The following is a 17,790-nucleotide window of genomic DNA, read 5'->3' on the forward strand; positions in this document are numbered from 1 at the left end:
TTTGCTAGAATAGCTGGAAATACTTGGTAGAACTATTAAGGAGAACATGCAATGGCTGATGCGGAAAAATCGTCCCTCAATTTCATTGAACGAATCATCGAAGATGATTTTGCCCGAGGGAAGCATTCTCAAGTCGTAACCCGTTTTCCGCCGGAGCCGAACGGCTATTTACATATCGGACATGCAAAGTCCATTTGCCTCAATTTTGGGCTTGCCAAGAAATATGGCGGACGTTGCCATCTTCGTTTCGACGATACCAATCCGGAAAAAGAATCTCTGGAATATATCGAATCGATCAAGCGCGATGTACAGTGGTTGGGATTTTCCTGGGGAACACATGAGTATTATGCCTCGGACTATTTTGAAGAGCTGTATAAACGCGCGGTACGGCTCATCAAGGCGGGAAAGGCCTATGTGGACGATCTCAGCCCCGAGCAGATGCGTGAATATCGGGGGACCCTAACGAAACCGGGAAAAGAGAGTCCGAACAGAACGCGCAGCATCGAAGAGAACCTCGATCTTTTCGAGCGGATGCGAAAGGGGGAATTCCCCGACGGAAGTATGCTGCTGCGGGCAAAGATCGACATGGCAAGCGGCAACATGAATATGCGTGATCCGGCACTGTACAGAATTCGAAGGGTCAACCACCACCGGACAGGTGATGCGTGGTGTATCTACCCCATGTACGACTTCACCCATCCCCTTTCCGACGCGATCGAGGGCATCACCCATTCAATCTGTACCCTGGAGTTTGAAGATCACCGCCCTCTCTACGATTGGTCCGTTGAAGAGACAGAGATGGAATGCCATCCCCGGCAGATAGAATTTGCTCGCCTGAATCTCACGTATACGGTAATGAGTAAGCGAATTCTCCTTCAGCTGGTAATGGAGGGGCATGTATCGGGCTGGGACGATCCCAGGATGCCGACCATCAGCGGGCTTCGGCGACGAGGCTATACGCCTGAGGCAATCCGTCAGTTTGCCGATATCATCGGGGTTGCCAAGGTAAACAGCACTGTTGATATGGCCCTTCTCGAACACTGCCTGCGTGAAGATCTGAATCTGCGAGCGCTGAGGGTGATGGTGGTTCTTGATCCGGTCAAGGTTGTCATAGACAACTATCCCGAAGGAAAAGAGGAAATGCTCGAAGCGGAAAACAACCCCGAGGATCCCGACGGAGGGATGCGCATGGTTCCCTTTTCGAGAGAGGTTTACATCGAAAGGGAAGATTTCATGGAAGATCCTCCGAAGAAGTTTTTCCGCCTTGCTCCCGGCAGGGAGATACGACTTAAGCACGCCTACTACATTACCTGCGTCTCGGTTGAGAAAAACGAATCGGGAAAGATTACGACCATCCACTGCACCTATGATCCCGAAAGCAGGGGGGGAGGTACTCCCGACGGACGGAGGGTCAAGGGGACGAGCCACTGGGTCAGCGTTGCCCATGCAAAAGAGATTGAGGTTCGTCTCTACGACAACCTTTTTACCTCGCCGGAGCCAGGGTCCCGTACCGGTAACTTTCTCGACGATCTGAATTCCGACTCCCTTTCCACCATCAAGGCGATGGCGGAACCCTCTTTAACCGATGCCGAACCGGAAGCGCACTATCAGTTTTTGAGGAAGGGCTACTTCACCGTAGACCCAAAGGAGAGTAAAAAGGGAGCTCCGGTTTTCAATCGAACGGCCACTCTCAGGGATAGTTGGGCAAAGCTTCAGAAAAAGATAGAGGCTTAAAGGGCATGCCGGTGAACAAGGAGGAGATATTCTACGATCCTCATTGTCACGCAATGACCCTTGCCCATCCAAACCTCCTGATGTTTATTCAGGAGTTCAGGAAGAATTTCACCGATGAGGTAATCAACGATATTTTTTCGCCGAATTACCTCATCGATTCACAGGTTCGCCACCCCGTTCATAATGCTCAGAACATGCTTGCGGTGATGGAGCATGATATTGCAGGCATTTTTAAGCTCATGGAGGACGACCTTTCCGGCCATTTTCTCAAAGCGACAGATAAAAATGATGAGGGAGGAAGGCGGCCACTCATCGAACATGGGGTATTGAAATTTCGAGAGCGGGAATATCGTCAGCTGGTACTCACTCCCCTGGTTATGGACTTTTCGAACAAGCGAAGAGTGGATGGCGGCCTTTACTATTCACGTCCCCCCGAACGTCCCTTGTGGCAATACGTCAGGGATACCCTGGAAGGAATCAAACGTTACCACAAGGATCGCCCCGACGGCATACTGAGGATTTATCCTTTCCTCGGTATCAATACCAGAAACTATTCGCTTCGGGAGCTGGAAGAACTCCTGAAAAAGTACTTTTCGGTGTACAGCTCCTCATTCACCTTCCGAACAGAAACGACGAGGCTCATAAGTAGTTTTATGGGCCTCATGGAGGGGGTTGGCAGCAACGTATTCGCCGGCATCAAGGTCTACCCTCCCCTCGGCTTTGACCCGTGGCCCACTGATGAGCCCGAAGAACTGGAAAAGGTAAAACTTCTTTTCAGATTTTGTCAAAAACGAAAGATTCCAATTACGACCCACTGCGACGACCAGGGATATCGCACCATCCCGGTAAAGGTGGCGTGGCGCAACAGCTCCCCCCGGCGCTGGGCATCGGCACTGGAGGCATTCCCGGAGCTCAAAATCAACTTCGGCCACTACGGCTACCAGTACAATAAGAAGTGGGGAACCATCAGAAAGCTCGACTGGCTAAAAGAGATCTTCGATCTTATGGATCGTTACGATCACGTCTATGCCGACTTCAGTTTCGACGGCACAAGGGCAGAGTATTACCCCTTTCTTCAGCAGCACCTTCTCGCACTGCCCCCCCGCCTGCGGGCAAAGGCTCTTGTACGGACGATGTTCGGAACAGATTTCATGGTAAACCTTTCCAAGGTGAGAAGCTATCTCGATTACTATCTGACCTTCGAGTCCTCGCCCTTCTCAGACGAGGAGGTTCATCTCTTCTCTTCGACGAATCCGAGGCACTTTCTCTTTACCGAAGATGGGCCCCTCGACCGTGTGAAGAATTTTTTCGGGCAACGGTAACGGTTTTTCGTTTCAAAAGCCAGCAGCGGTGTGGTTTTCTCGCATCGAAATCGGGTGGCAGGGTTTCCCGGGTAATCTCCAAACTTTCCGATCCCATAATCCTGCCGGGATCGAAGTGAAACTCTTTCTTGGTCGTACAAAAGAGTAGTCTGCCTCCATCGTTCAAGAGTTTCATGGCGGCGGCCACGAACCAAACATAATCACGCTGAAGGTCGAAGGTTCCGTCGGTCTTCCTGCTGTTGCTGAAAAGCGGGGGATCAAGAATAACCAGGTCGAATTTCGAACGCTCTTTATCGGCCTCCATGAGATATTTTCGCACATCTTCGGCTATAAAACGGTGCTGATCACCGATAAGACCGTTTGCCCGCAGATTTTTTTCCGCCCAGGCAAGATAGGAAGAGGACAGATCGACGGTAACCGTCTCGAGAGCCCCCCCTGCCGCTGCTGCCACACTAAATGCCCCGGTATAGCCGAAGAGGTTGAGAACCCGAAGCCCGAAGCTCTCTTCGGCCACCATCTTCCGTGTCAGACGGTGATCCATAAAGAGCCCGGTGTCCACGTAATCGGTGAGATTTACCAAAAAGGTCAGCCCGTTTTCCGTCACCGGGAAGAGTTCACCCGTATTGCCCAGCTTTTCGTATTGTGTTCGTCCGTGGAGCCTCGGACGAAATTTGTAGAACACGTCATGAGGATCGCTGTAAAGCGAAGAGGCGACCAAGGCCTCCAGTTCTTTTCTCTTCAGTCCCACAGGAACGTGCTTCGCAGTACCCTCATATTCGGTAATCAAAATACGCCTATCATACAAGTCGATGGTATAGGGATAGAGGGCATCGTTCCTATCGTAGACCCGGAAGCAGTTCGTTCCGTCGTCGGCAAAAAGCCTGCGGAAGCGCTGGTGCCGCTCCTTCAATATGGTAGAAAAAGATTTCATCGCCCCACTCTACCCATGATGCCGATGATATGCAAGAAGCTCCACGATCGGCTATTCTTGTAGTATATTAAAAAAAGACTATTAACCGAAGGAGGATAGTATGGGCAACAAGGTCTCTTGTGAATGGAAGGGGGGAATGGCTTTTGAGGCAGATGTAACGGGACACACAATCGTGATGGACGCAGACGCTTCTTCAGGTGGAAACGATACAGGATCGAGGCCGAAGCCTCTCCTCCTTGCAGCCCTCGGAGGTTGTTCTGGAATGGATGTCGTATCGATCCTGAAAAAAATGCAGGAACCTCTTACATGGTTCAATATGGAAATCGAAGGCCAGGCGGCAGAAGAACATCCTCGCTACTACACAGCAGTAACAATCGTCTATCAGTTTAAGAAAGGTGACGGACTTGATGAGGCGAAGGTGGAAAAAGCGGTCCGCCTGAGCCAGGAACGCTACTGCGGGGTAAGTGCTCAACTTTCCAAGGGAGCAGAGGTAAACTGGCGAATAGAATATCTGGAATAACGCTTTTCCCTTGTCTTTTTCAGCATGCTATGGGAAACTGTTCCTCATGAACGACGACACAGACAAAATGCTCAGAGAACTTGAAGAGCAGAACGGCGGTAAGATTCGTTACAAAACCTATGCCCTGTTTCTCGGTAAAAGCGGGGGGGGAGAACAGGACTTGGGCGGCCTGTTCTACGGAATCGAAGACCGTCTGATTTTCGAAGACTTCGAACGCCCCCCAAACATGCTTTTGGCGTTATTTAATACCAAGAAACCTGAATATACGAAATACAAGGTGGAATTTTCCCCTTCGGAGATTACGGGAGTCAGGGCCGTTGTGATGGGACAGGTAAAGGCCGCCGTTACGGGAAGGATCCCTCCCGAACGTGTGGCGGAATCGACAGGTCTCCGTAAGATGTTGGGACGAAGCGCCGTTGAAATTCGCCTGAATGATGGCAAGGCCTTCTATTTTGAGCTTTTCGATATCAAGGGATTTATCCGGCACATGAAGGAGCTTGTATGAAAGCATTTAAAGCCTACGACATAAGAGGGGTTTGGAACGAAGATTTTAATGCCGAGGATGTTTATAAGATAGGTTTTCACCTGCCAGGCCTTCTGGGTGCCGACAAGGTCCTGGTCGGTCGAGATGTTCGATTATCCAGCGAAACAATCTTCGAGGCCCTCTGCCGCGGCATAAACGATGCCGGAGCGGATGTTTGTGATGCGGGTCTGGCCACGACGCCAATGGTTTATTGGGGAACGGCCCGTTTCGGTTACAATGCCTCCGTTCAGATCACTGCAAGCCACAATCCGGCACGATATAACGGACTGAAGGTCTCAAAAAGCGAAGCACTTCCGGTAGGTTACGATACCGGCCTCTCAGAGCTGGAAAAGATGCTCGATGACCCCATCACCCCCGTAAAGAAACGGGGTTCGGTAGAGAGCGTGGATATACGCAGCCCCTACATAGCCTATATGAAGGCATCGGTCCCTGACCTTTCAGGGATCAAACTATCGGTGGACTGTTCGAACGGAATGGCGTCCATCCTGGTACACGAACTGCTGGGAGAGAGCCCCCGCTACCTTTTCGATACTCTGGATGGCTCCTTTCCCAACCACGAGCCCAATCCCCTCGAAGAAAAGAACGTAGAGGCGTTGAAACAGGCCGTTAGAGCGGACAGCAGCGACGTGGGGATCATCTACGACGGTGATGCCGACAGGGTGATGTTCGTCGACGAGAAGGGAGCGTTTGTCCCCCCCGATCTCATCATCGCCCTCATGGGCCACCATTTTCTCAAAAACGAAAAGGGCAATGTGCTCATGGATATCCGCACCAGCAAGTCCGTCTACGAGTATATCGAAAAACTCGGAGGCAAGGCCCATATGTGGAAGGTAGGCCACGCCTTTGCCAAGCTGAAGATGCGGGAGCTAAAAGCCATCTACGGGGGTGAGCTGGCCGGGCACTACTACATCCGGGACTTCTATAACTGCGACAGCGGTATGCTTGCCAGCCTGATCGTCCTCGATGTTCTCGCCGAGGCAAAAAAGCAGGGGCGCACCTTTTCCCAGTTGATCGATGCTATTCGCAGCTATGCCAACTCCGGAGAGATAAATTTCCGGATCGAAAAAAAGAAGGAGGCGATGGATGCCCTCAAAGAGCACTTTGAGGGGAAAGAAAAACCGACAGCCTTCTTTGATTTCGACGGATACCGGATCGAATTCGCCGACTGGTGGTTTAATGTACGCCCATCCAACACCGAACCCTATCTGCGGCTCGTCGTCGAAGCGAAAACCGATGAGCTCCTTTCGGCAAAGTTGGAATCGATCACATCGCTTCTTTCCGACTTTACCTGATATCTCATGGAAAAACGGGCAATGAGAAGAGGCGACAAAGCATTAATAGAGATGGCCCAGCTATGGGCCGTTCTTGACAAAGCGGAGGTTCTGACCCTCTGTTTCAACGATGAGGGGAGTCCCTACGGGGTCCCGCTATCCTTCGGGACAGGCGAAGACGCCCTCTTTATCCACTGCGCCAGGGAGGGGAGAAAGTGGGACCTCTTGAACCAGGCGAAACCCATCTTCTTTCTTGCATGGTGCGACGCAAAACTGAAACAGGGCGAGGCGGCCTGCAGCTATTCGATGCGCTATCGTTCGATAATGGGGACTGCTTTCCCCGTCCTTCTTGAAGATCCCGACGAAAAACGGGAAGGGCTCAATAGGATCATGCACAAATACACGGGCAGGAGCGATTTCGCCTTTCCCGATAAAAGCCTCGAAGCTACCGGAATTTTTCGCCTGGAGATCACATCCATGACGGGAAAGGCCTCGGGTTACTAAGAGCTGCAGATTTCACTTTTTCTTCTCGTGTTATTACCTTATAAGGATGAAAGATAAGCCGAAACCAATCGAATTGGATCTACAAGGTGCAAGCTGCGCCAGTTGTATCTTTGCCATAGAGCATGCGGGGCGCAAGATCAAGGGAGTAAAAGATATCAAGGTGGATAGTATCCGCTCCAAGATTGTGATCGACCTCGATGAGAAAGAAAATGACGATCAGACAGAAATCACCGACAGGGTGATCAAAATCGTCAGAACCATCGGCTATGATGCCCAGCGCCCTCAAACTTGAGCTTTTTTCCATTCCGGTGTATAACCGTGGCAGCTTAGAATAAATCAAGGAGAACCAGTCATGAAAATAGCACTCCCTGCCTCTGAAAGCGGAGAGATAGAGTCGCACTTCGGACACTGTTCCGGCTTTGTTGTCTTCACCATCGAAAATGGTGCCATTGCTGCGGAAGAAAGAATCATCCCACCTCCGGGATGCGGATGCAAAAGTACCATCATTCCCGATCTTGTACATGCAGGGGTGACGATCATGATCGCAGGAAATATGGGTCCGGGGGCGGCGATGCTGATCGGCGATAACGGCATTGATCTCTACCGAGGCGCAGAGGGGAATGCACGAGAGGCTGTAGAGGCTTTTCTTGCGGGAAGGCTTTCGGATCACGATGTGGGATGTGGCGATCACGGTCATGACCACGAGTGTTCTCATCATTGAGTCGGTAAATCGTAAGGGATGATGCGACTTCTTCCCCTCTTTGCCGCCATGGCGACAGGCGCGCTTTGTGCCGCCCTTGTCGCCCGCTTTGTCCCCGCTTTTAGGGTAAAGGGGAAAGAGTCATTCGCTGCAGCCGGTTCCATCTTCCTGGATGCCCTTCTTGCCGGCTTGGTTGTCTGGAAGCTGAGTCCCCTGTTTCTTCATGCTCGATATTTCGCCCTTCATCCCGGCGCCCTGCTTTTTGCCCCGGGAGCCGGTATCGGCATAGCGACCGGATCGGTTGCGGCATTACTCGTATCATTCTTTAGGCTCGCTCGCCGAGGAAAGCATGCCATTGCGCTTGAGATTAGAAAAAAAATGGCATTTCTGCTTCTTGTTTGGTACCTTGCAGCGGCTCTTACCGCCATTGTCTACCAAGGGACTGCGCATCACGGCTTTTTACCGGCGGGAACCGATATCGAATCATCGACTCTCCCCGCCTCCGATTATCAAGCCTTTGACGGAAATAGCTATCCCCTTTTTGAGGAAAACAGCGTCACGGTTGTCAACTTCTGGGCAAGCTGGTGCGGTCCATGTAAAGGGGAATTGCCGGAGATGATCTCCTTCTATGAGAAAACGCTATCTGCAGAGGCCGGCGGCCGAATTCGATTTCTGACCGTCAATCTGACCGCAACCGAAAAAAGCCACAGTCAGGTTGCCTCCTTTATTGTCAAGGAACAACTCCCCTTTCCTGTGATCGAGGATATCGAAGGAAGGCTCTCGACCTCCTTCGCGGTATCATCCATTCCGACCACCATTATTATGGCCCCCGATGGTAGAATTCTTACAGAGCTGAAGGGGGTGCAGTCGGCAGCATCCCTTGAAAGAGAGGCCCGATCGGCCCTGAATACACTGGAGCAATAGCGATGTTATACGACAAGAAAACAGAAGCAGAGGCAAGACGAGTCATGGAGGGATTTTGCAGGGTCTGCCGATACTGTGACGGCAGAAGCTGTGCCGGTGAGGTCCCCGGTATGGGAGGGACAGGAACAGGCTCTTCCTTCTTCGCCAATGTCAAGTCCCTTGGGGCCGTCCGTTTGAACATGCGGACGATCCACGACGTACGTGATCCCGATACAACCCGAACCTTCCTCTCCTACCCCCTTGCCTTTCCTGCTATGGCGGCCCCTGTCGGCGGCGTCTCTTTTAATATGAGCACGAAGAGCGATGAAGCAAGCTATATCAATGCCGTTGTCACGGGATGCCGGGACGCGGGTACAATTGCCGGTACCGGCGACGGGGAAGAAGAGATCATTCACCACGAAGCGTGCCGTGCCATAGCAGGAACCGGGGGATACGGAATTCCCTTCATCAAACCCTGGAGGCGGGAAGAGATTGTAAAAAAGGCCGAGGAAGCAAGGAAGGCAGGAGCCCGGCAGATCGGTATCGATATCGATGCTTCGGGGCTGATAACCCTCAAGTTAATGGGTAAGCCGGTTTTTCCCCGCAAAAGGGATGAGCTTGCCTCACTCATCAAAGAGATAGATATGCCGGTCATTCTCAAGGGGATCATGACTGTCGATGAGGCTAAGGCCGCCATGGATGCCGGAGCCTGTGCAATCGTGGTATCGAACCACGGCGGACGGGTCCTTGATGCAACTCCCGGTACGGCAGAGGTGCTGCCGAAGATAGCCGATGTTGTAAAGGGAAGGATCCCTCTTCTTGTGGACGGAGGAATCAGAAGCGGCATCGACCTCTTCAAAATGATTGCTCTCGGCGCCGATTTTGCACTGATCGGAAGACCCGTTGCAGTCGCGGCGCTGGGAGGCGGCAGAGCAGCCGTCAGGACACTGATGGAAACACTGCAACAGGAACTCTATCGTACCATGGTGATGACCGGTTGTGCTTCGCTTTCCGAAATCGACAGGAGCGCTCTCGTATGATCCCCGATTCACCGAAGATCACCCTCTTTGCGTTTATCGTTATCGCGGGAGCACTTCTTTTTGCCCTCTTACGTGCATCCAAACGGGACACAAGAAATGGGGGGGCCACGAAAACAGAGCTTGAGCTTTTTGCCAGGCTGTCGTCCGAGGCGGCCACGCTCCTCAACGAATCGGCACTACTTTGGGTCAGACAGGGGAATAACCAGCAGGATACGGGGGAAAAGGCAGGGGAAGCATTTCCCCTAATTGCCTACTCTCCACTCCTGTGGCGAGAGGAAAACCATATACAGAGATTGCTCGGCCGACTTCACTCAGAGCTGAAGGAAGCCTTTCTGCACCTCCCCATTGCACTCGGAAACAGATTCAAGGAGATCGAACCCCTTTTCGACAAGAAAGCGCTGCTCGATGAGGAGCATAACGGCTTTGTCGATTTTCTGATCATCCTTCGCACAATCGGGAAGCCCATGTCATAAAATACTTTACTTCCGCCTCTCCTTGTAGCATCTTTAAAAAAGATCAACTACGAAAGGAGAGCGAACAGTGTTTGATCAGATTACGTTTCAGAGGGTTGAAGGGAAAAAGAATAAGCACCACATTATCTTTCTCGGGCTTTCGACCTGCGGTTTCTGTAAGCGCGGCATCGCATTCTTGAACGACAACGGTTTCGAATATGAATATATATATGTCGATAAGATCGATCCGAAAACGAAAAAGGCAATTGTCGAAGAGTTCCGCGACAAGTTCGATACCCGGCTCCACTACCCTACCATTATCATCGACGACGAACATTACGAGATGGGATTTGTTCGTCCGGCATGGGAAAAACGGTTGGGGGTGTAGAAATGGACAAAGAGAGGGTCCTTCGTTTCATCGATAATGCCGCAACACATAACGGATGGAAGGTGGTTGAGGATAAGCAGCTCCTATCGGATCTTGCCGAAGGGCTGCTTGCCAATTATGAGCGCTTCGGCTATATGCAGTGTCCATGCAGAGACAGCTGGGGTGAACGCGAGAAAGACAGAGACATCATCTGTCCCTGTAATTATGCGGCCGACGATATAGAGGAATTCGGTCACTGCTACTGTGCACTCTTTCAAAGTCAGAAGTTTTTTGATTCGGGTGAAGAGCCGATTGCCATTCCCGAGCGACGGCCCGATGATAAATTTCCGTACTGAGATGCCACACATCTCAGCCGGAGCATCATCGAAAGAGCGCACGGAAGATCTGCTCGAAAAAGCCGGCCTTCTCAACCGACGCTGCGGCACGAACGGGATAAGAGGCGAGAAGCCGATCGCCTGCCGTGAGATAGAGTTGTCCTAGCTCTTCTCCCTTTCTCACGGGTGCGGCAACCGCGGCCGCGGCCTCAAAGAAGCAGTGAAGCTCTCCCAGTTCCTCGGCGAAAAGCAGTTGCGCATCGGGCAGCGGCACGGCGACCTCGACGGAGGGATCCTTTCCTCCGATGACGGAGAATGGAGGTAGTTCGGGCAACTCGGGGGAGACTACGGCGAAACGATAGAATCCATATGAAAGAAGGTTTGTGCCGTCTATGACCCGATGGAGGTCGCCGTCACGGCTATTCTCTCCGGGACCACCCATCAACACGGCAATAAGGCGCCGTCCCCCGGTTTCGGCAGTCAATGCAACATTGTAGCCCGACTCATCGATATAGCCGGTCTTAAGGCCGTCGACCCAGGGATGGCGGCCCACAAGGCTGTTGTGGTTCGGCTGAGTAACGGTGCCATATACCGATTTCACGCCGTTCTCGTTCTCAGTTTTCGGATAGCTGAAGCTTGTCAGACTATGAAGCTCCTTCAAACTTTCAGGATGTGTATCCACATAAAAACGGGCGAATCGGGCGAAGTCCAGGGCCGTGGCACGATTATGCTCGCTGTAACCGGAGCTGTCTTCAAAAAAGATGGAAGAAAAGCCAAGGCGTCTCATTTCGTCGTTCATCATGGCGACATATGCCGGGGTGGAGCCGGCAATCAAATCCGCTACAAGCACAGCGGCATCATTTCCACTTGGCAAAGCAAGGCCCCGCATAAGGTCGATCAGCCGGACGCGCTGCCCCGCTTGCAGAAACATGAGCGAGGATCTGGGGGGAGCCGAACGAAAATCGGCAAAATCGGGAACAATGATCTCTTGATCGATGGAAAGACGCCCCTCCTCAATCTCTCGATACATGAGATGGAGGGAAACCAGTTTCGTCATTGAAGCGGGAGGGATTACCTCATCACCATGCTTCACAAAAAGAATGGCACCGGTCTCGTCATCGATCAGTACTGCGGACCTGCAGGAAAGCTCGGGTACGGGACCTGCATCCATTTCCGCAAACGGCAAATCGGATGCTCCTCGATACGATCCGGAATCAAATTCTCCGGGTAAAAGACGTTCAGTAAGGCGAACCGACACAGAGAGGGGTTCGGATACACATATACCGGCAGAAAATAAAAAAAGCAACCCAAAAGATATAATACGAGAACGAAAACGCTTTGTAAGATGCATACTAGTTCAACCACATAAAGTAAGGCCGACCCTTGTATAGGCCGGCCCGATATCATTGTCGGAGTTTGTTATTCTGTAACAGGATTGGAAGTCGTGGGATTATTGGCAAGCTGATAGTCAAGCTTCTGCAATGCCTGGTCGGCTTTAAACTCTGCAAAAGCCGCATCTTCGTTGCGCTCGAACTCTTTTGATACCTCTTCGAATGAGTTAACGAGACTGTCTTTGCTGTAAATCATAAGAACCCATACACCGCCATCCTCCATGGGTGTTCTGTTTTGTGTAACAGCACCGCTTAATGTGGTATCGGTAATCTGACGGGTAATACTTTCCGCAAAATTGATGACCTGAGTGTTGTCGTCAACCCCAGCTTCCTGAGCATAGGAAATAACGGCAGCCTGGATGGTTGCTTTCAGCTGAGCCGCTATATCGGCCCTGGCATTGGCTTCGGCAACTTTAATGGCAAGGGGAAGGCTGGACTGTTTTGCATAACCAACACCATAGATCGCATCGGTAGCCGTCGGTGGGTTGAGCACATAATCGGGAAGATTCGAATCCGCCGGTTTTGCATCGGCTACTTTGGCGTCACTGGCACAACCGATCAGGGAGGCGGCGACAAGAACCACCGCAACGACAATACCAAATTTTTTCATTTGTTCTACTCCTCTTTACAATAATAGTGATACAGAACGTTAGAAAAGGTAACTCTTGGCAGCTTATTTTTCAATAGATAACGCTTTTTTTTTGACATGCAGGCCTCAAATTCAATATAGTAGGCGCTATGGCAAGAGGAAAAGAATACGGCTATCTGCTCGACGGCCTGAATTCCGAACGAGCGGAGATGATAAAGCGTGCATTACGGGCCATTCCGGAGATCAAAAGTATTTCCATCCGTTCCTCCCAGGGGACGATACAACTTATAGCGACCAGAGATCCCGAGACGCAGGTAAAGATTGCCTGCGAAGTGGCGGGCTGCGTATTTCGTCTCAAGCTGGGACGGGGGCAGCTCGCCTGAACCCCTCATACCGTTCCGGTCTTGATTATCCGTTCCGCGGTTGAGAGCGGAAAAGGGGCTGTTCCACCATGATATCCCGGCCGTGGGAAGCACACAGGCCAAGAAAGGTTTCAAGCAAGGAACTGCGAAGGGAGAGCCATACCTCTCCTTTTGCCCCATCAAGCGCGGCATCGAGGGCCCGCCTGTGTCCATCGCCGGATAGCTCCGCAGGACCAATTTCGTCGAGAACAACGATGTCGAGGGATAAGCTCGCAAGCACAGAAGAAAGTCCAGCTTCGATTCCCTCACGGTAGAGGAAAAAGCGACCTACCCGGCAGGCATCTGGCGCAGGCGCAAGCCCGGCAATAGGAACCAGGCTCCGGTCGGGAAGTGTCTCAAGCCGAAAGCCCGACTTTCTGATCCCCTCTTCCTCCCACAGCGGAAGGGTAAGAAAGCCCCCAAAGCTGCGCCCCTGATTCGCGGCACGATCAAGATGATGCCGCAGCAGGGTGCTCTTCCCGCCGTTAATCGGTCCGGTAATCACTCGTACAAGCGACGGAGAAGAAGATGTACTCATTCCCTGCCGCTTATGAAAGCCTGAAGCACTTCATAACCCTTCAGAGAATCGTCACAATCGACCACCACCGTCAGCTCGGTCATGGTCGAAACAATCTCGTAGACATTAATACGTTCCCAGGCAAGGCGTCTGACAGCCTGATAGACCATACCCGGTGTTTCGATAAAACCGTCTTCAAACAGAAGGGTCAGAGAGACTAAACCGGTCTTATGACCGAGAAGTGTCTCTTCAGCCAAAAATTGAGCGACCTGATCGGCATATTTATCGCTGATGACGATACTGATTTCGTCATTTCCAATGGAGATATTGAGAAAATCCCCTCTCCCGAGATGAACGATCGAATAAAGATCCTGGAGCCTATCCAAAAGTTCCGAACGCTTTACAACATTGAAGTCGCAGATATTCGTTTTCATTACGATCTGACAGGAGATGCCGCTTTCTGTTCCAAGCTTTGCCAGGCGGGCGACCTCTTCTCCGTAGCGACGAAGAGCCATGACCACGGCAGACTCCTTGACCGGTTTCTCTAAACGGCTTGCGACTTGAGGCGCAAGCTCAGATGCCAAATTCCCGTAACTCAAGATACCTCGCGCCATTGCTTCGAGCAAAAACGGGTTGCGCTCGATTAATCCCTTTACAACACTGCTGATGGTTTCCATACACCCGCCCCTTGCAACAAAAATAACAATCTGTTATTATAAATACAATATGTTTATATATAGACATTCTATCACATTTTCTGTAGAATGTATAGAAACCAGTAAGGAGGTTCCTCATGGAACGACAATTTCGTGGTGTGTATACGGCCTTGATTACCCCTTTTACCAAAAAGGGAAATATCGATGAAGAGGCCTTTGAAAAAATCATAGAAGATCAGATTGTATCCGGCATCGACGGATTGGTACCCTGCGGCACGACGGGAGAAAGTCCGACCCTCAGCCATACCGAACACGACAGGGTGATCGAACTCACCATCAAGTTCGCAAACGGAAGGGTACCGGTTATAGCAGGTACGGGAAGCAACGCAACCAGTGAAGCAATACGCCTTTCGCGCCATGCGGAAGAGGCCGGGGCTTCGGGCCTTCTCCTGGTAAATCCCTACTACAACAAACCCACCCAGAAGGGGCTCTACCTCCACTTCAAGGCCGTGGCCGAGGTGGTCAATATTCCCTGCATTGTGTACAATATCAAGGGCCGTAGCGGTGTCAATGTCGAGACGCAAACCATGTCGAAGCTTATGGAAGCAAGCAGCATGATTGCCGGCGTAAAGGAAGCATCGGGAAATCTCGACCAAATGAAAGATGTCATTTTTGAAAGAAACAGTAAGCGGAAGGATTTCAGTGTCCTTTCCGGAGACGACAATATGACCTTGCAGCTCATCGAAGCAGGCGGAGACGGCGTAGTTTCGGTGGCAAGCAATCTGATCCCGAAAAGAATGGTGGAATTTGTTCATGCAGCCCTTGACGGGGATATGGAAAAGGCACGAAACGAAGAGACGGCTCTCATGCCATTCTTCCGTGCGATGTTTCTTGAAACCAACCCCATCCCCGTCAAAACAGCCATGGCCATACAGGGTTGGTGCGAGGAGGAGTTTCGACTTCCCATGTGCAGCCTCTCCGACGATACCCATCGGGAGACCTTGAAGCAGCTGCTCGAAAGACTCGAAGTTCCCAGAGGGTAAAACAGTACAACAAGGAGTACATAGCATTATGGCACACATCAACGAACATTATCGCAAGCTTTCGGCCGGCTATCTCTTTCCTGAGATTGCACGACGAAGTCAGGCGTTTTTGAAAAGTCACCCCGATCGCAAGCTGTTGAAGCTCGGTATCGGGAACACTACGGAGCCGATCACCCCTTCGGTCATCGAGGGGCTGCATCGGGGAGTGGAAAAGCTGGCCTCCCCTGCGACCTATACGGGTTACGGCGACGAACAGGGCCAGGAGGAATTGCGGAAGGCCTTGGGCGATTTTTATGCCGCCCGGGGAGTGAAGCTGGCCATTGATGAGTTCTTCATCAGCGACGGGGCAAAGCCGGATTCGGGAAATATCCAGTCGATCTTCGGCATCGACAATATCGTGGCGGTACAGGACCCTGCCTACCCCGTCTATGTCGACTCCAATGTCATCAGCGGACGGACAGGCAGCTACGATAAGGGTTCGGGACGCTATGAGGGCATTTACTACATGCCTTGTAACAGTGAAAACGGATTTTTCCCGGAGGTCCCCGATACAAAAGTGGATCTCATCTACCTCTGCAGCCCCAACAATCCAACAGGCGCCGTTGCCACCAGAGAGCAGCTTGCAGCCTTTATCGACTATGCAATCAAAAACAAGGCGGTCATCATCTACGATGCAAGCTATGCCGAGTACATCTCCGATGAGGCTCTTCCGAAGTCGATCTTCGAGATCGAGGGAGCAAAGAAATGCGCCATCGAGATCAACAGCCTTTCAAAGTTCTCCGGCTTTACCGGCGTCCGTCTCGGCTGGTCGATCGTGCCGAAGGAGTTAACGGTCGAGGGTAGCGAAGCCGGAGCATTGAACTCGCTTTGGAACCGCAGACAGTGCACCTTCTTTAACGGTGCCAGTAATATCGTCCAGGAAGGGGCCCTTGCCGTTTTCTCTCCCAAGGGGATTGAGGAAAGCAACAAGCTGGTGGCCTACTACATGGAAAACGCCCGTATTATACGGGAAGGACTCCAGTCTCTCGGCCTTACCGTTTTCGGGGGAGACAATGCCCCCTACCTGTGGCTTCAGACTCCGGGAGGCATGAGCAGCTGGGACTTCTTCGATAAGCTTATCGAAGAAACCAATGTTGTAGGAACCCCCGGAAGCGGTTTCGGACCGGCAGGAGAAGGCTATTTCAGGCTGAGCGCCTTCGGCCATCGTGAAGATATTATCCGTGCGGTAGAGAGCATCAAGTCGAATTTGAAGCTCTGAGAAAGCAAACAGATCAAAGAAACGAGGTACGATAGATGAGCGAAAAACGCTTTCCCTTTTCCAAAGAAGTGATAGAACGGCTTGCCGATACCCTGCCGACCCCTTTCCATCTCTACGATGAGGCGGCAATACTCGAAAATGCCCGCTACATAAAAAAGGCCTTTGCCTGGGCACCCGGCTTCAAAAACTATTTTGCTGTTAAGGCATGTCCCAATCCAACGATCCTCGACCTTCTCCATAAGGAAGGCTTCGGTACCGATTGCAGCAGCCTGCCCGAGCTCATTTTGAGTGAAAAAAGCGGCATTTCAGGCGAAGAGGTGATGTTTACCAGTAACGATACCCCAGCCGAGGAGTTCAAAGAGGCAAAACGACTGGGAGCAATCATCAACCTCGACGATATCTCCCATATCGATTTTCTCGAAAAGACGGCGGGGATACCCGAGCTGATATGCTTTCGTTACAATCCCGGCGACAGCCGGAGCGGCAATGTCATTATCGGCGAGCCCAAAGAGGCAAAATACGGCCTCACGCGAGACCAGATTCTGGACGCCTATCGCATGGCAAAGGAGAAAGGGGCCAGGCGTTTTGGACTGCACACCATGGTGGCCAGTAATGAGCTTAATCCCGAATACTTCATCGAGACGGGAAGGATGCTTTTCGAACTGGCCGTAAAGATCAAAGAAGAGCTCGGCATCAAGCTGGAATTCATCAATCTCGGCGGCGGTATCGGTATTCCCTATCGTCTCGACCAGGAACCGGTGGATCTGGTGCGGGTCTCCGAGGGCATCAGGGGATGGTACGATAAGATGATTGTTCCCGCAGGCCTCGATCCCCTGAAAATCGTTATGGAGTGCGGCAGAGTGGTCACCGGCCCCTACGGCTACCTCATCAGCAGGGTCCGCCATGTTGCAAAAAAATACAAAACCTACGTTGGTTTGGATGCTTCCATGGCCAACCTGATGCGGCCGGCCATCTATGGTGCCTACCACCACATAACCGTTTTGGGAAAAGAAAACGAGCCGTCTGCCATGGTTTGCGATGTTACCGGATCGCTTTGCGAGAATAACGATAAATTCGCCATCGACAGGAAGCTGCCCGAGATCGAAGTCGGCGATCTTGTTGCCATCCACGACGCAGGGGCACACGGCTATGCCATGGGATTCAACTACAACGGAAAACTGCGAAGCGCCGAGGTGCTTATCAAAGATCCCGAAACCGTCGAGCTTATACGTCGGGCAGAGACCATGGACGACCTTTTCGCCACCCTGCGCTTTCCCGGTGCTCCGGTAAAGGTGTAAAGGAGAAAAAGCCA

The 17,790-nt window shown here is 51.7% G+C and carries 22 protein-coding genes; 17 read left to right on the forward strand and 5 right to left on the reverse strand.

Annotated elements, in window-relative coordinates; translation table 11 throughout:
• Positions 1-51: 51 nt before the first annotated feature.
• Positions 52-1,734 (forward strand): glutamine--tRNA ligase/YqeY domain fusion protein, encoded by a 1,683-nt coding sequence (locus F459_RS0104715; RefSeq protein WP_020611581.1) that lies wholly within the window; start codon positions 52-54, stop codon positions 1,732-1,734.
• A gap of 5 nt (positions 1,735-1,739) precedes the next feature.
• Complete coding sequence (locus F459_RS0104720; protein WP_033301257.1) at positions 1,740-3,056, forward strand: amidohydrolase family protein; 1,317 nt, start codon at positions 1,740-1,742, stop codon at positions 3,054-3,056.
• Here F459_RS0104720 and F459_RS0104725 read toward each other — a convergent pair.
• Entirely contained in the window at positions 3,004-3,987 is a 984-nt protein-coding gene (locus F459_RS0104725; protein ID WP_020611583.1) for a class I SAM-dependent methyltransferase, read from the reverse strand. The genes F459_RS0104720 and F459_RS0104725 overlap by 53 nt on opposite strands.
• A gap of 100 nt (positions 3,988-4,087) precedes the next feature.
• Here F459_RS0104725 and F459_RS0104730 point away from each other — a divergent pair, with 100 nt between their 5' ends.
• The 11 genes from F459_RS0104730 (at position 4,088) to F459_RS0104780 (ending at position 10,644) form a co-directional block, all read left to right on the forward strand.
• On the forward strand, positions 4,088-4,507 hold the full coding sequence (locus F459_RS0104730) for an OsmC family protein (protein ID WP_020611584.1): 420 nt from the start codon (positions 4,088-4,090) through the stop codon (positions 4,505-4,507).
• 46 nt (positions 4,508-4,553) lie between these two features.
• A complete protein-coding gene (locus F459_RS0104735; protein ID WP_020611585.1) occupies positions 4,554-5,012 on the forward strand; it encodes a hypothetical protein in 459 nt (152 codons plus the stop codon).
• A complete protein-coding gene (locus F459_RS0104740) occupies positions 5,009-6,343 on the forward strand; it encodes a phosphomannomutase/phosphoglucomutase (RefSeq protein ID WP_020611586.1) in 1,335 nt (444 codons plus the stop codon). Before F459_RS0104735 ends, F459_RS0104740 begins: the two co-directional genes overlap by 4 nt.
• A gap of 21 nt (positions 6,344-6,364) precedes the next feature.
• Positions 6,365-6,826: a pyridoxamine 5'-phosphate oxidase family protein gene (locus tag F459_RS0104745; RefSeq protein ID WP_020611587.1), complete on the forward strand. Its 462-nt coding sequence runs from the start codon at positions 6,365-6,367 to the stop codon at positions 6,824-6,826.
• A gap of 46 nt (positions 6,827-6,872) precedes the next feature.
• Entirely contained in the window at positions 6,873-7,118 is a 246-nt protein-coding gene (locus tag F459_RS0104750) for a heavy-metal-associated domain-containing protein (protein ID WP_033301258.1), read from the forward strand.
• 60 nt (positions 7,119-7,178) lie between these two features.
• Positions 7,179-7,547: a NifB/NifX family molybdenum-iron cluster-binding protein gene (locus tag F459_RS0104755; protein ID WP_020611589.1), complete on the forward strand. Its 369-nt coding sequence runs from the start codon at positions 7,179-7,181 to the stop codon at positions 7,545-7,547.
• Between the two features lie 18 nt (positions 7,548-7,565).
• Entirely contained in the window at positions 7,566-8,450 is an 885-nt protein-coding gene (locus tag F459_RS0104760; RefSeq protein WP_245540081.1) for a TlpA family protein disulfide reductase, read from the forward strand.
• 2 nt (positions 8,451-8,452) lie between these two features.
• Positions 8,453-9,469: an alpha-hydroxy-acid oxidizing protein gene (locus F459_RS0104765; protein WP_020611591.1), complete on the forward strand. Its 1,017-nt coding sequence runs from the start codon at positions 8,453-8,455 to the stop codon at positions 9,467-9,469.
• On the forward strand, positions 9,466-9,942 hold the full coding sequence (locus F459_RS0104770; RefSeq protein WP_020611592.1) for a hypothetical protein: 477 nt from the start codon (positions 9,466-9,468) through the stop codon (positions 9,940-9,942). Before F459_RS0104765 ends, F459_RS0104770 begins: the two co-directional genes overlap by 4 nt.
• Positions 9,943-10,009: 67 nt before the next feature.
• Positions 10,010-10,309 carry a glutaredoxin family protein gene (locus tag F459_RS0104775; RefSeq protein WP_020611593.1) on the forward strand — a complete coding sequence of 100 codons (300 nt, stop codon included), beginning with the start codon at positions 10,010-10,012 and terminating at the stop codon, positions 10,307-10,309.
• A 2-nt stretch (positions 10,310-10,311) separates the two neighbouring features.
• On the forward strand, positions 10,312-10,644 hold the full coding sequence (locus F459_RS0104780) for a ferredoxin-thioredoxin reductase catalytic domain-containing protein (protein WP_020611594.1): 333 nt from the start codon (positions 10,312-10,314) through the stop codon (positions 10,642-10,644).
• A 25-nt stretch (positions 10,645-10,669) separates the two neighbouring features.
• On the opposite strand, the gene F459_RS0104785 is transcribed toward F459_RS0104780, so the two are convergent.
• Complete coding sequence (locus F459_RS0104785) at positions 10,670-11,809, reverse strand: D-alanyl-D-alanine carboxypeptidase family protein (protein ID WP_245540082.1); 1,140 nt, start codon at positions 11,807-11,809, stop codon at positions 10,670-10,672.
• 233 nt (positions 11,810-12,042) lie between these two features.
• Positions 12,043-12,624 carry an LPP20 family lipoprotein gene (locus tag F459_RS0104790; protein WP_020611596.1) on the reverse strand — a complete coding sequence of 194 codons (582 nt, stop codon included), beginning with the start codon at positions 12,622-12,624 and terminating at the stop codon, positions 12,043-12,045.
• A 128-nt stretch (positions 12,625-12,752) separates the two neighbouring features.
• Here F459_RS0104790 and F459_RS0104795 point away from each other — a divergent pair, with 128 nt between their 5' ends.
• Entirely contained in the window at positions 12,753-12,986 is a 234-nt protein-coding gene (locus tag F459_RS0104795; protein ID WP_020611597.1) for a hypothetical protein, read from the forward strand.
• 25 nt (positions 12,987-13,011) lie between these two features.
• Here the strand turns inward: F459_RS0104795 and F459_RS0104800 are convergent, their stop codons facing one another.
• Together F459_RS0104800 and F459_RS0104805 are read right to left on the reverse strand one after the other, a co-directional pair.
• Positions 13,012-13,542 carry a nucleoside-triphosphatase gene (locus F459_RS0104800; protein WP_020611598.1) on the reverse strand — a complete coding sequence of 177 codons (531 nt, stop codon included), beginning with the start codon at positions 13,540-13,542 and terminating at the stop codon, positions 13,012-13,014.
• Complete coding sequence (locus F459_RS0104805) at positions 13,539-14,198, reverse strand: hypothetical protein (RefSeq protein ID WP_020611599.1); 660 nt, start codon at positions 14,196-14,198, stop codon at positions 13,539-13,541. The genes F459_RS0104800 and F459_RS0104805 overlap by 4 nt, the downstream gene beginning before the upstream one ends.
• A gap of 116 nt (positions 14,199-14,314) precedes the next feature.
• Here F459_RS0104805 and dapA point away from each other — a divergent pair, with 116 nt between their 5' ends.
• From dapA to F459_RS0104820, 3 genes are read left to right on the forward strand one after another with little or no spacing between them, the layout of a single operon-like run.
• Positions 14,315-15,220: a 4-hydroxy-tetrahydrodipicolinate synthase gene (dapA, locus tag F459_RS0104810; protein ID WP_020611600.1), complete on the forward strand. Its 906-nt coding sequence runs from the start codon at positions 14,315-14,317 to the stop codon at positions 15,218-15,220.
• Positions 15,221-15,248: 28 nt separating this feature from the next.
• Positions 15,249-16,478: an LL-diaminopimelate aminotransferase gene (locus F459_RS0104815; RefSeq protein WP_020611601.1), complete on the forward strand. Its 1,230-nt coding sequence runs from the start codon at positions 15,249-15,251 to the stop codon at positions 16,476-16,478.
• Between the two features lie 35 nt (positions 16,479-16,513).
• The gene (locus F459_RS0104820) at positions 16,514-17,776 is read left to right on the forward strand and encodes a diaminopimelate decarboxylase family protein (protein WP_020611602.1); all 1,263 of its coding nucleotides are present in this window, start codon (positions 16,514-16,516) and stop codon (positions 17,774-17,776) included.
• The last annotated feature ends 14 nt before the right edge of the window (positions 17,777-17,790 follow it).

The sequence above is a fragment of the Sediminispirochaeta bajacaliforniensis DSM 16054 genome (assembly GCF_000378205.1).
Taxonomy (GTDB): Bacteria; Spirochaetota; Spirochaetia; order DSM-16054; family Sediminispirochaetaceae; genus Sediminispirochaeta; species Sediminispirochaeta bajacaliforniensis.

Excerpts from the sequence above, each read along its gene's own strand:
- F459_RS0104805 (WP_020611599.1), bottom strand. The coding sequence starts at position 14,198 with ATGGAAACCATCAGCAGTGTTGTAAAGGGATTAATCGAGCGCAACCCG.
- F459_RS0104715 (WP_020611581.1), top strand. The coding sequence starts at position 52 with ATGGCTGATGCGGAAAAATCGTCCCTCAATTTCATTGAACGAATCATC.
- F459_RS0104780 (WP_020611594.1), top strand. The coding sequence starts at position 10,312 with ATGGACAAAGAGAGGGTCCTTCGTTTCATCGATAATGCCGCAACACAT.
- F459_RS0104755 (WP_020611589.1), top strand. The coding sequence starts at position 7,179 with ATGAAAATAGCACTCCCTGCCTCTGAAAGCGGAGAGATAGAGTCGCAC.
- F459_RS0104750 (WP_033301258.1), top strand. The coding sequence starts at position 6,873 with ATGAAAGATAAGCCGAAACCAATCGAATTGGATCTACAAGGTGCAAGC.
- F459_RS0104795 (WP_020611597.1), top strand. The coding sequence starts at position 12,753 with ATGGCAAGAGGAAAAGAATACGGCTATCTGCTCGACGGCCTGAATTCC.
- F459_RS0104730 (WP_020611584.1), top strand. The coding sequence starts at position 4,088 with ATGGGCAACAAGGTCTCTTGTGAATGGAAGGGGGGAATGGCTTTTGAG.
- F459_RS0104815 (WP_020611601.1), top strand. The coding sequence starts at position 15,249 with ATGGCACACATCAACGAACATTATCGCAAGCTTTCGGCCGGCTATCTC.
- F459_RS0104735 (WP_020611585.1), top strand. The coding sequence starts at position 4,554 with ATGAACGACGACACAGACAAAATGCTCAGAGAACTTGAAGAGCAGAAC.
- F459_RS0104760 (WP_245540081.1), top strand. The coding sequence starts at position 7,566 with ATGATGCGACTTCTTCCCCTCTTTGCCGCCATGGCGACAGGCGCGCTT.
- F459_RS0104820 (WP_020611602.1), top strand. The coding sequence starts at position 16,514 with ATGAGCGAAAAACGCTTTCCCTTTTCCAAAGAAGTGATAGAACGGCTT.
- F459_RS0104770 (WP_020611592.1), top strand. The coding sequence starts at position 9,466 with ATGATCCCCGATTCACCGAAGATCACCCTCTTTGCGTTTATCGTTATC.
- dapA (WP_020611600.1), top strand. The coding sequence starts at position 14,315 with ATGGAACGACAATTTCGTGGTGTGTATACGGCCTTGATTACCCCTTTT.
- F459_RS0104800 (WP_020611598.1), bottom strand. The coding sequence starts at position 13,542 with ATGAGTACATCTTCTTCTCCGTCGCTTGTACGAGTGATTACCGGACCG.
- F459_RS0104765 (WP_020611591.1), top strand. The coding sequence starts at position 8,453 with ATGTTATACGACAAGAAAACAGAAGCAGAGGCAAGACGAGTCATGGAG.
- F459_RS0104790 (WP_020611596.1), bottom strand. The coding sequence starts at position 12,624 with ATGAAAAAATTTGGTATTGTCGTTGCGGTGGTTCTTGTCGCCGCCTCC.
- F459_RS0104720 (WP_033301257.1), top strand. The coding sequence starts at position 1,740 with ATGCCGGTGAACAAGGAGGAGATATTCTACGATCCTCATTGTCACGCA.
- F459_RS0104725 (WP_020611583.1), bottom strand. The coding sequence starts at position 3,987 with ATGAAATCTTTTTCTACCATATTGAAGGAGCGGCACCAGCGCTTCCGC.
- F459_RS0104740 (WP_020611586.1), top strand. The coding sequence starts at position 5,009 with ATGAAAGCATTTAAAGCCTACGACATAAGAGGGGTTTGGAACGAAGAT.
- F459_RS0104745 (WP_020611587.1), top strand. The coding sequence starts at position 6,365 with ATGAGAAGAGGCGACAAAGCATTAATAGAGATGGCCCAGCTATGGGCC.